This is a genomic window from Bacillus sp. FSL W8-0770 (assembly GCF_038008705.1).
GTDB lineage: Bacteria > Bacillota > Bacilli > Bacillales > Bacillaceae_G > Bacillus_A > Bacillus_A cereus.
In genome coordinates, this window is record NZ_JBBOZR010000001.1 from 3,619,308 (window position 1) to 3,631,067 (window position 11,760).

The following is an 11,760-nucleotide window of genomic DNA, read 5'->3' on the forward strand; positions in this document are numbered from 1 at the left end:
TTCTATGAACTAACCTTTGCTATTTCTCTATTTATTTTTTTAGAGAAGCTTCGTATTCTTTATACTCTTTATCTGTAGCTGGCACTTTAATTTCACCGGCTGTAATTTTCTTTTCAAGCTCTTCTACTTTTGTTAAAATTTCAGGGTTAACTTTTTTCACGTTATCAGTTGTTTTTGAAATACCAATACCGTCATCTTTTAAGCCAAACTCTTCAATTTTCCCACCTTTTAAATTCCCATCTTTTGCTTCTTTAGCTACTTTTTCTACTGCTACATCAACACGTTTAATCATTGAAGTTAATGTTACATTTTCAGGCATACCTTCTTGATGTTGGTCACGGTCAACACCGATTACCCAAACATTTTCACCTTTTTTCTTACGGTTTTTCGCTTCTGTGAACACACCGTTACCTGTACCACCAGCAGCATGATAAATTACGTCTACGCCTTGACCATACATTGCTGAAGCAAGAACTGTACCTTTTTCAGGCTTATCGAATGCTTCTGCATATTCAGATACGATTTCAATGTTTGGATTTACTGCCTTTGCACCAGCTTTAAATCCATTTTCAAATTTACTAATTAAATCACTTTTCATTCCACCAACAAATCCTACTTTATTCGATTTTGTTGACATAGCTGCTACCGCACCTACAAGGAATGATCCTTCATGATCTTTAAACGTAATGCTCGTTACGTTCGGTGCATCTACAACAGTATCTACGATTGCAAATTGTTGTTTTGAAGATTCTTTTGCTACTTCTTTAATTGCACCTTCTAATTTATAACCAATTCCGAATGTTAAATCATATTTATCTTTTGAGAATTTTTTTAAATTCGGAATATAATCAGCTTCTTTTTCAGACTGAAGGTAACGATAATTTGTCTTTTCTTTTAAACCATTATCTTTACCAAACTTTTGTAACCCTTCCCAAGAAGATTGGTTAAATGACTTATCATCAACGCCCCCAACATCCGTTACAAGACCAACCTTGAAATCTTTATTGTCTTTCGTGTCTTTCTTGTCACTGCTCGCCTTATCCGAGTTACCACATGCACCTAAAACTGTACTTGCTGCTAATGTTAATGATAATAAAAGGCCTGCTTTTTTCTTCATACTAGAAACCCCTCCAAAAATGATATATATTTATTTATTCTTACGCTGCTGTTCCTTACTTCTTGCTGTCACCTCCCTAAAAAGGAATTTACCTACATACGCTTTCTTAATACGTGGAAGCTAAATTTATCAGCTCTAAAGTAATTGATAGAATATAAGATTGGCTCATCATTTTGATCATAGTGCATTTGTTTTAATACAAGCAGTGCTGTTTCAGGCTCACATTCTAAAATCGGTGAGATTTTAGGGTGATAGCCAATTGGCTCAATGTGGGCAACCGCATATGTTATGCGCTTATGTGTGTTATTATGTATCACCGTTAATAATGATTCCTCATTGTAACCCGATAAATCTGGCAATATTTCTTTTGCAAGTTTATCGATACAATACACAACAGGTTCCCCATCTGCTGTACGTACGCGTTCAATCATCACTGCATTAAAACCATCTTCACTATTAAACTTCTCTTTTTCCTCTTCTGTTAAAGTTGTAGTAGATGATGATAAAAAGATTGTTCCTGGTGTTTTCCCCACACTAGAAATCATATCTGTAATACTAGAAAGTTGTTCTATTCCAGAAGAAAATAATGGCTTTGCATTTACAAATGTCCCTACACCATGTCTACGAATGACAACATTTTCTTCTTCTAAAATACGCAACGCTTCCCTTAAAGTCGCTCTACTTACGCCAAGTTCTTTCGCTAAATCAAACTCTGATGGTAACTTTTGTCGTTCTTTATAAGCCCCATCTTTAATTTTTTCTTTGATGTGATCAATCACCCGTAGATATAGGTGACGACTATCGGATTTTACTGACATAAGACTCCCCCGCATTTCAATTATTCGACCTCTGATGTAAGACTTCTTTTCTCTTTTTTCAACTTACAACATAGTACAAATGACTAAACACCAAAATAAGCGTAATTGTCGAATAAATAATAATAATTTTTTTTAATGAAATTTTCACTCTTTATTGCATAAAAAAAACTTTGCACCATAAACATTCCTCATTTCGAGAAAAAGTTCGGCACAAAGATCCTTTACATCCTTTGTTACACACTTTTCCCCTCATAGTCTAGCAATTCATGGTTGCCAGGTAGAAACTTATGGACCTTATCTCCAAGATTATATGAGGCAGTGATTCTTTTCGAAGTAATCTTACCACTTGCTCTCATACGTGTCAACAAAATCTAACATTTTTCTGCATTAAATATCGAACATTTACATAAAACATACTCAAAGTATTCGTATTCTAAAGAGCACTCCTGAATGTAAGCCCTTTCTTTATTACTGAGTATAGTATATAACAAAAACACTATATAAAAAAGCCTAATTGTAAAAACAATTAGGCTTTTTTTAAGAACTTTTTTCTTGTACATCATTAATGAGCACTTCTCTCGGTTTACTACCTTCATATGGACCTACTACACCATTCATTTCCATTGCATCAATTAGGCGAGCAGCTCGCGTATAACCTACTCTAAACCTACGTTGTAACATAGAAACAGATGCTGTTTGCATTTCCACTACAAGTTGAACCGCTTCATCATATAATTCATCTTCTACTTCCTGCTTCGTATCAGGAACATCTTGCGGAATCATATCTTCTTGATATTGTGCTTTTTGCTGTCCAATAACATATTCTACAACTCTCTCAACTTCATCATCTGATAAAAATGCGCCTTGTACACGTACAGGTTTCGATGCACCAATTGGTATAAACAGCATGTCTCCACGACCTAGTAGCTTCTCTGCACCACCACCGTCAAGAATTGTACGAGAATCTGTTTGAGAAGATACAGCGAATGCAATACGTGATGGAATATTTGCTTTAATAACACCCGTAATAACGTCAACTGACGGACGTTGCGTTGCAATAATTAAATGAATACCAGCAGCACGAGCCATTTGCGCTAGACGCATAATCGCATCCTCTACATCAGACGAAGCAACCATCATTAAATCTGCTAACTCGTCCACAATTACTACAATATAAGGTAATTCGGGTTGTTTCGCTTCTGATTGACTATTATGCTCTTTTATATAATCGTTGTATCCTTCAATGTTACGTGTACCACTATGAGCAAACAATTCATAACGACGTTCCATTTCACTCACAACTTTTTTCAATGCTTGCGATGCTTTTTTCGGATCAGTTACAACTGGCGTTAACAAATGAGGCACACCGTTATATACATTTAACTCTACCATTTTCGGGTCAATCATCATTAATTTTACTTCATGTGGTTTTGCACGCATTAAAATACTAACAATAATACCGTTAATACATACACTTTTCCCGCTACCTGTCGCACCAGCTACGAGTAAATGGGGCATTTTATTTAGACGGGCTAATACAGCTTCACCTGTAATATCTCGGCCAAGACCAATTAACAACTTCTCTTCCGGATGGTTATTAGCCTTAGAATCAAGCACTTCCCTCAGTGTTACCATCGAAACTTCTGAGTTCGGAACTTCGATCCCTACAGCTGATTTCCCGGGAATTGGCGCTTCAATACGAATGTCCTTTGCAGCTAAAGCAAGGGCTAAATCATCACTTAAACTGACAATTTTGCTTACTTTTACCCCCATATCAGGATACACTTCATATTTTGTAACTGCAGGACCTCTATGTACTTTTGTTACTTTCGCTTTCACTCCGAAACTTTGGAATGTACGTTCTAATTTACGAGCATTCTCATAAATTTCCGCATTTTCATTTGTAACTTGCTTATTCTTTGGAAATTTTAATATATCAAGTGAAGGAAGCTTGTAATCTTTATTTTCTACATTTGAAAATTGCATAGGAGGTGCTTGCGCTTCACTCTCTAACGATTCAACAATTTTTTCTCCACGCTTTTTCTTTGGTTCTTCAATTGGCGGAGTCTCTTCAATAAACGGTGAAGTGATCAAATCTTCTTCCTCTACTTCGATTCGTTTATCCTCTTCTTCATTTACAGGATAATTCTCAGTGAAATTCGAAATAATCGGAGGATCAATTGAAATTTCTTCCATCGGCTCAATAATTTCTTCTTGTTCTGCAGCACGTTTGCTTCTTGTGCTTCTTGTTGTTTTTTTCTTTTCTGTTTGTTCAGCCGTTCTTTTAGCTCTCCAATCTTTATAATCCCCTTGCATCACTTGAAATTGACTTCTAAGAATTCTACCAACTGGCGCTAACACTTCTCCAATATGCTTATTTGTTATACAAAGTATACCGAGAATAACTAGAATAATACCAATGATATAAGCTCCTACTTCGTCAAATAAGAAGTAACATGTTGCGAACATAAGCGCACCAAACATACCACCACCTAAATGAACGCTATCTGGCCCCTTTTTCATTTCAAGAAAGAAGTTATCTTTTGTACTCACAATAACAGAAGTATTTTGCACTGCTCCATCTTTTGTAAGAAGGTTAAATAATGTAATATGACTAAACATTAATATCGCCAATACAATTAAATAAAATCCAATTAATCGTTTATTTAAAAGGTTCGGCCATCCGCGTTTTATAACAAAGGAAACCGATAAAGCTATTACACCTAACACACCAATTATGTACCACTCTCCAAAGAAGAAGCGAAAAAATAACACAAACGATTTTCCTACAACGCCTAGCTGTAAAATCGTAATGATTGAAAGTGCAAAAAGAGTTAAACCGACGATTTCATAATACAAAGTTGGCTTTATCGTACGTCTTGCCTTTGCCTTCGTCCCTCTTTGCTTTTGTTTTGCCATTTCTTCACCTCGCGTTCTACATATAAATAAAGCTCCCCTCAAAACGCTCTATTTATATGTCTGTTTTCTCTATTTTTCAGGTCTTTATATCTTCTATTTTTACACTTCTTGTAAAATGCTAAATAAACAGAAGAAAGCAGCCTACTCATGGCTGCTCAACCGTCTTGTTTTTTATATTATACCATAGCTTCTAAACAAAATCCTTCTTTTTGCTAAAAGGTTATTTTCTGACCGGGCTCAAACTCTAAATAGTGAAGTGGGTCCGTACTTAGCACACGTACAATAGAATAACATCCATGTTCCTCTTCAGAAACCATTAATTCCACACCATTTATATTTACAACTTTTTGACTTTCACATTGTGAATAATCGGCCGGATACACAAGTTGCTCTGGCATAATTGTATATAAAATCATTGTAGCATTGTCCCTTCTGTACTATCTTCCGCGCGAACATCTATTAATTCGTTTAATTTTCGAATCGCATTTCCAATACCGCCAACATCATCTATAAGACCGTACTTTACTGCATCCCCACCAATTACATTCGTCCCAATATCTCGCGTTAAATTCCCTTTCGCAAACATAAGCTCTTTAAAACGATCTTCTGTTACTTTTGAGTGCTTCGTCACAAAACGAATGACTCTTTCTTGCATCTTATCCAAATACTCAAATGTTTGTGGCACACCTATGACAAGACCTGTTAAACGAATTGGATGAATTGTCATCGTCGCAGTTTCCGCAATAAACGAATAGTCAGTAGAAACAGCAATCGGTACACCGATGGAATGTCCCCCACCTAAAACTAGAGATACTGTTGGTTTTGAAAGCGAAGCTACCATTTCAGAAATTGCTAGCCCAGCTTCAACGTCACCTCCAACCGTATTTAATATTAAAAGCAAACCTTCAATTTTCGGATTTTGTTCAATCGCAACAATTTGCGGAATGATATGCTCATATTTTGTTGTTTTATTTTGCGGTGGTAATTGAACATGACCTTCCACTTGTCCGATAATCGTTAAACAATGAATACGTGATTCATTCATCTGTGGTACATTTGTCTGTCCAAGCTGTTGAATTTTTTCAACTATTGAAGCCTCTTTTCCAGCTTCTTTTGGCTCAGCTTCTTTTTCTTCATTTGTATATCGATCACGTTCTGTCATTTCGCATCCCCTTTCACTCGTATATAACTATTATTTCTTAAGTTATAAATTTCATTCGATAGGGTTAAAAAGAAAAAAGATCACCCATAAGGGTGATCTTTTTATACTTCCATAATAATCGGTAAAATCATAGGTTTTCTCTTTGTCTCTTCGTACAAGAACTGTCCTAATAATTCACGAATATTTTGTTTTAACATTGACCATTCAATTGAATATTCTTTAATTGACTGCTCAACAATCATACGTACAATCTCTGTAGATCGTTCAATTAACGCTTCTGATTCACGAACATATACGAAACCACGTGAAATGATTTCTGGACCAGAGATAATTTTCTTTTCATCTTTACCAAGCGTTACAACAACTACTAGTATTCCATCTTGAGATAACATCTTTCTATCTCGAAGAACGATATTACCAACGTCACCTACACCTAATCCATCAATTAAAACATTACCAGCTTGTACTTTACCGACTAAGTTCGCTTCATCGTCACCAAAAGCAATTACATCGCCTTTTTCTACGATAAAGATATTTTCTCTTGTAATACCTACATCTTCAGCTAAATATGCATGTGCTTTTTGCATACGGAACTCACCATGTACGGGTACAAAGTACTTTGGTTTCATTAAATTTAACATTAATTTTAATTCTTCTTGGCTACCGTGACCTGACACGTGAACTTTTCGTTCGCCGTAATAAACAACTTCAGCTCCAGCTCTAAATAACAAATCAATAATTTTTGATACAGATATTTCATTACCCGGAATTGGCGAAGCAGCAATGATAACAGTATCACCTTTACGAATTGAAATTTGTTTATGTGCTTGTTTTGCCATTCTAGATAGAGCAGCCATCGGTTCACCTTGACTACCTGTCGTTAAAATAGCTACCTTTTTCTCTGGGAAGTTGTCTACTTCTTGTAATGAAATAACCATACCTTCTGGAACATCTAAATAACCAAGACGTCTTGCAATGTCTACTACTTTCACCATACTACGTCCTACTACCGCTACTTTTCGCCCTGTTTCAGCAGCTGCATCAAATACTTGTTGAATACGATGTACATTCGATGCAAATGAAGCAACGATAATACGACCTTCTGCGCCGTAGAACACTTTAGAGATTTCTACACCAACTTCTTTTTCTGAACCTGTATAACCTGGGCGCTCTGCGTTTGTACTATCAGATAATAAGCAAAGTACGCCTTCATTTCCGATTTGCGCCATTTTCCCAAGGTCTGCTCCACTATTTCCAATTGGAGTTTGATCGAATTTAAAGTCTCCCGTATATACGACTGCACCTTTTGATGTATGGAAACAAACGCCAACAGAATCCGGAATACTATGTGTCGTTCCGAAGAATGACACCGTTGTAGTGTTAAATTCTACTGTTGAATTTGAATCGATTGTTTTTAGGTCTACACGGCCTAACATGCCCGCTTCACCAAGTTTTTCTTGTATAAGTCCTACTGTTAATTTCGTTGCATAGACTGGAATAGATAATTTACGAAGTACATACACAATTCCACCAATATGATCTTCATGACCGTGAGTAATAAATAACCCTTTTACTCGCTCTTGATTTTCCACTAAATATGTAATATCAGGAATAACGATATCAATTCCAAACATTTCATCTCCCGGGAACATTAACCCTGCATCTACGATAAAGATTTCAGAATCAATTTCAACACAGTACATGTTTTTCCCGATTTCACCTACTCCACCAAGAGCAAATACTTTAACAGACTCATTCTCTTTTCTCTTCATGTTGTTGCCTGGTTTAAAAATCTTGCAAACACTGATTTCACTAAAATTGCAGAGACACCAGGGGAAACTCTACAACCACCATATTTTCACCGTCCAAGACGAATGTCCTTACCGTTATGCGATATCATGTCCTTGTTTATTTTTTAAACCAGGTTTCACCTCTCTTTCATTATATAAATCAAATATCTTATTCGATATGATATGAAAATTTAATTAAATTATAATTTTTCCCAATTTTGCTAAGCATACCCGTACTAAGCTACTTAGCCATATTATACCTGATACAAGAAATAGAACACAAGTTAAATCGTGCGAAAGAAAAAGTAAAAGAACGGAATGACAACAAAAGTATCGAACGTATTTCCTTTATATTTACTTCGATTTTATACTCCATATTATTTTGAAGAACTAGCCATACATACGCTAAATTCATTTCATAATAGGGAGTTTCAAGATTTATTTTTTTAGAATCCAACAAAAACACTTACAAAATGGAATTTTTTTATGAATTACGTCAAATTTGAGGGGATTTCTCTAAAAACAAACACCGTAGTTTATTACGTTTATTCCATAATATCTATCATTTTTTGACTCGATTAAAGGGGTACGATTATTTTCTTATACACATAATGAAGAAGCGATTAATATTCTTATAAGAACACATATAGGTGAGAAAACGAGGAAAAGATTTTCATATAATAAAAAATGACCTAGTTCTACACTAGGTCATTTTTTATTAACGAGGGATAGATTGCATTACAGATTGTAACGTTACTCTTTCTTCTTCTGTTAATGGAAGAAGTGGTAAACGTACAGAACCTACATCTAATCCAACCATTTGTAACGCTGTTTTTACTGGAGTTGGACTTGGCGCCATAAATAATGAATCAGTTACTCTTACAAGTAATTGATGTAATTTTTGTGCCTTCTTAAATTCTCCTGCTTGAAATGCTGTAATCATTTCTTGCATTTCGTTTCCGATAACATGAGATGCTACCGAAACGATACCTTTCGCTCCAACTGCCATAGCTGGTAACGTTAAACCATCATCACCGCTGTATACCGCAAAGTCGTCCGCTGTTTTTTCAATGATTTCTGTCATTGTTAACACATCGCCGCCCGCATCTTTAATAGCAACAATGTTTTCTATTTCTGATAAACGAACAACTGTATCAACGGAGATTTGTACAATAGATCGTCCCGGAACGTTATATAGCATAACCGGAAGCGGCGTACTTTCAGCAATTGCTTTAAAATGCTGATACATTCCTTCTTGACTCGGTTTGTTATAATACGGTGCTACTAGCATTACTGCATCCACACCAACTTCTGTTGCCTTTTTAGTTAAGTCAATAGAAGCATGCGTATTATTGCTACCTGTTCCAGCGATTACGGGCACTCTTTTATCGACAACAGATACCACATGGCGATATAACGCTACTTTCTCTTCTGAAGTTAATGTAGGAGATTCTCCTGTCGTTCCTCCTACCACGATTGCTGTTGTACCGTTATCAATTAAATAATTTACCAATTTCGTTGTCTTTGCAAAATCGATATTCCCGTTTATATCAAACGGTGTTACCATCGCGGTTGCAATTGTCCCAAAATCTATCATGGTCTCACTCCTTATTGTTCCAGTTGCTTTTCTTTTGAAAGCTCAAACGCACTATGTAATGCATTTACAGCCTCCACTAAATCAGTTTCTTTTACAAGAACCCAAATTGTTGTATGACTATCTGCCGATTGCAGGATTTGAATACCTTTTTCTGCTAAAGCTGTAACGATTTTCGCAGTAACCCCTGGGTATCCTGCCATTCCAGCCCCAACGATAGATACTTTCGCACAATGTTCTGTCACAATTGGCTCATATCCAAGGTTCTGTAATAATTTAACTGCATGACTTGATACATTATCACTCACCGTATATGCTACGCCAGTAGGTGAAATATTAATTAAATCAACACTTATTCCTTCGTTCGCCATCTCTTTAAACACATGTTGTTGCAAATCATATGCCGTTTCTTTTGCAAGCACTTTAATTTGCGTTACGTTTGATACGTGAGCAATGCCCGTAACAGGACGTTCTTCTACATCACGCCCTCTTGTAGCACCGTCATATGCTGAAATAAGCGTACCTTCACTATCAGAATACGTAGAACGTACACGAAGTGGCACTTTTGCATGCATCGCAATTTCAACTGCACGTGGATGAACGACTTTCGCACCTTGATAAGCCATGTTACAAATTTCGTTATACGTTACAGTTTGAAGATGACGTGCATCTTTTACAATACGAGGATCTGCAGTCATAACACCTTCTACATCAGTGAATATATCGATATATTCAGCATGAAGTGCAACACCTAATGCTGAAGCTGAAGTATCACTACCTCCGCGTCCAAGTGTTGTCGTATCACCTTTTTTCGTTTGCCCTTGAAATCCTGTAACGACGATTACATCTACATTTTCTAACTCTTCATGTATACGATCGCAATTCATTTCAATAATCTTTGCATTCGTAAAGTCATCATTCGTTACAAAACCAGCTTGTGCACCATTTAATGCTGCTGCTTTTATACCGTTCTCATTCAACATATTAGAGAAAACAATTGCAGAGATTAACTCTCCGCATGATAATAATAAATCTTGCTCACGTTTAGAAATAGTAGATTCCTCTTGATTTACAAGACTTAATAACGTATCCGTTGCATATGGTTCACCTTTACGGCCCATAGCAGATACGACAGTAACTACTTTATAACCAGCAGCTAATGATTTTTTTATATGATGAAGCGCATGCTTACGTCCATTATCATCACGTACTGATGTGCCACCAAATTTTTGAACAATTATTTTCATATTTTGCACCTTCTCTTAGCCGTTTACACTAATTGTAATTTTACTAAGCGCTCTGCAATTTGAACAGAATTCCATGCAGCGCCTTTTAATAAGTTATCAGATACGACCCAAAGATGGAATCCTTTATCGTTATTTAAATCTTTACGGATTCTTCCAACGAATACTTCGTTTTTACCTACTGCAGTAGCTGGCATTGGATATAACTGCTCTTCTGGATTATCTTGCAGAACAATACCTTCCGCATTTGCAAGTAAGCTCTTTAATTCTGCTACTGTTACGCCTTCTTTTTCTACTTCGATGTAAACAGACTCAGAGTGTCCTGATACAACTGGTAAACGTACACATGTTGCCGCTACTTCTAATTCAGGCATATGCATAATTTTTTTCGTTTCGTTAATCATTTTCATTTCTTCAAACGTAAATCCATTATCTTGGAATTTATCAATCTGTGGAATCGCATTAAAAGCAATTGGGAAATGCTTCTTATCACCTGATACAGGAAGAACATTTGCCTTAACTTCTTCGCCATTTAAGATTGCTTGTGATTGTTCATGCAGTTCTTCAATAGCTGCCGCACCAGCACCTGATACAGCTTGATATGTGGAAACGATTACTCGTTTTAAACCATATTGCTGACGAACTGGCTCAAGAGCTACTACCATTTGAATTGTAGAACAGTTTGGATTTGCAATAATACCATTATGTTCTTTTAAGTCGTTTTCATTTACTTCAGGTACAACAAGTGGCACGTTTTCTGTCATACGGAATGCACTTGTATTATCAACAACAATCGCACCGCGTTTTGCTGCTTCTGGCGCTAATTGTTTCGATACAGATCCACCAGCACTAAATAGTGCGATATCTACTCCTTCAAAGCTTTCAGGAGTTGCCTCTTGAACTGTAAATTCTTCGCCTTTAAATACAAGTTTCTTACCTGCAGATCGTTTAGATGAAAGTAACGTTAATTTCCCGATTGGAAATTCTCGTTTCTCTAAAGTATTTAACATTTGTTCACCAACTGCGCCGGTTGCTCCAACTACAGCGACATGAAAAGTTTTTTGCTTTTCCATCACTATGCCCCTTTCTAGATACCAATCCTTCTATAACTTAGAA

9 protein-coding genes and 1 riboswitch are annotated in these 11,760 nt (G+C 36.3%); all 9 genes read right to left on the reverse strand.

What is annotated here, in order from left to right; genetic code table 11:
- Positions 1 to 31: 31 nt before the first annotated feature.
- The 9 genes from NST27_RS18510 to asd all read right to left on the reverse strand — a co-directional run bounded on the left by NST27_RS18510 (position 32) and on the right by asd (position 11,717).
- Complete coding sequence (locus tag NST27_RS18510) at positions 32 to 1,117, reverse strand: BMP family lipoprotein (RefSeq protein WP_000725771.1); 1,086 nt, start codon at positions 1,115 to 1,117, stop codon at positions 32 to 34.
- Between the two features lie 92 nt (positions 1,118 to 1,209).
- Entirely contained in the window at positions 1,210 to 1,935 is a 726-nt protein-coding gene (locus NST27_RS18515; RefSeq protein WP_000114182.1) for a GntR family transcriptional regulator, read from the reverse strand.
- Between the two features lie 232 nt (positions 1,936 to 2,167).
- A riboswitch (purine riboswitch) is annotated at positions 2,168 to 2,269 on the reverse strand.
- Between the two features lie 203 nt (positions 2,270 to 2,472).
- A complete protein-coding gene (locus NST27_RS18520) occupies positions 2,473 to 4,854 on the reverse strand; it encodes a DNA translocase FtsK (RefSeq protein ID WP_001118776.1) in 2,382 nt (793 codons plus the stop codon).
- Positions 4,855 to 5,066: 212 nt separating this feature from the next.
- A complete protein-coding gene (locus tag NST27_RS18525) occupies positions 5,067 to 5,270 on the reverse strand; it encodes a YlzJ-like family protein (protein ID WP_000605020.1) in 204 nt (67 codons plus the stop codon).
- The gene (gene tepA, locus NST27_RS18530) at positions 5,267 to 6,016 is read right to left on the reverse strand and encodes a translocation-enhancing protein TepA (protein WP_000139806.1); all 750 of its coding nucleotides are present in this window, start codon (positions 6,014 to 6,016) and stop codon (positions 5,267 to 5,269) included. The genes NST27_RS18525 and tepA overlap by 4 nt, the downstream gene beginning before the upstream one ends.
- 101 nt (positions 6,017 to 6,117) lie before the next feature.
- Positions 6,118 to 7,788 (reverse strand): ribonuclease J, encoded by a 1,671-nt coding sequence (locus tag NST27_RS18535; RefSeq protein ID WP_000823096.1) that lies wholly within the window; start codon positions 7,786 to 7,788, stop codon positions 6,118 to 6,120.
- Positions 7,789 to 8,524: 736 nt separating this feature from the next.
- Positions 8,525 to 9,403, reverse strand: coding sequence for a 4-hydroxy-tetrahydrodipicolinate synthase (dapA, locus tag NST27_RS18540; protein WP_000564763.1), 879 nt, complete (start codon positions 9,401 to 9,403; stop codon positions 8,525 to 8,527).
- 11 nt (positions 9,404 to 9,414) lie between these two features.
- Positions 9,415 to 10,647 (reverse strand): aspartate kinase, encoded by a 1,233-nt coding sequence (gene dapG / locus NST27_RS18545; RefSeq protein WP_000692451.1) that lies wholly within the window; start codon positions 10,645 to 10,647, stop codon positions 9,415 to 9,417.
- Between the two features lie 23 nt (positions 10,648 to 10,670).
- The gene (asd, locus tag NST27_RS18550) at positions 10,671 to 11,717 is read right to left on the reverse strand and encodes an aspartate-semialdehyde dehydrogenase (protein WP_000414846.1); all 1,047 of its coding nucleotides are present in this window, start codon (positions 11,715 to 11,717) and stop codon (positions 10,671 to 10,673) included.
- Positions 11,718 to 11,760: the final 43 nt, after the last annotated feature.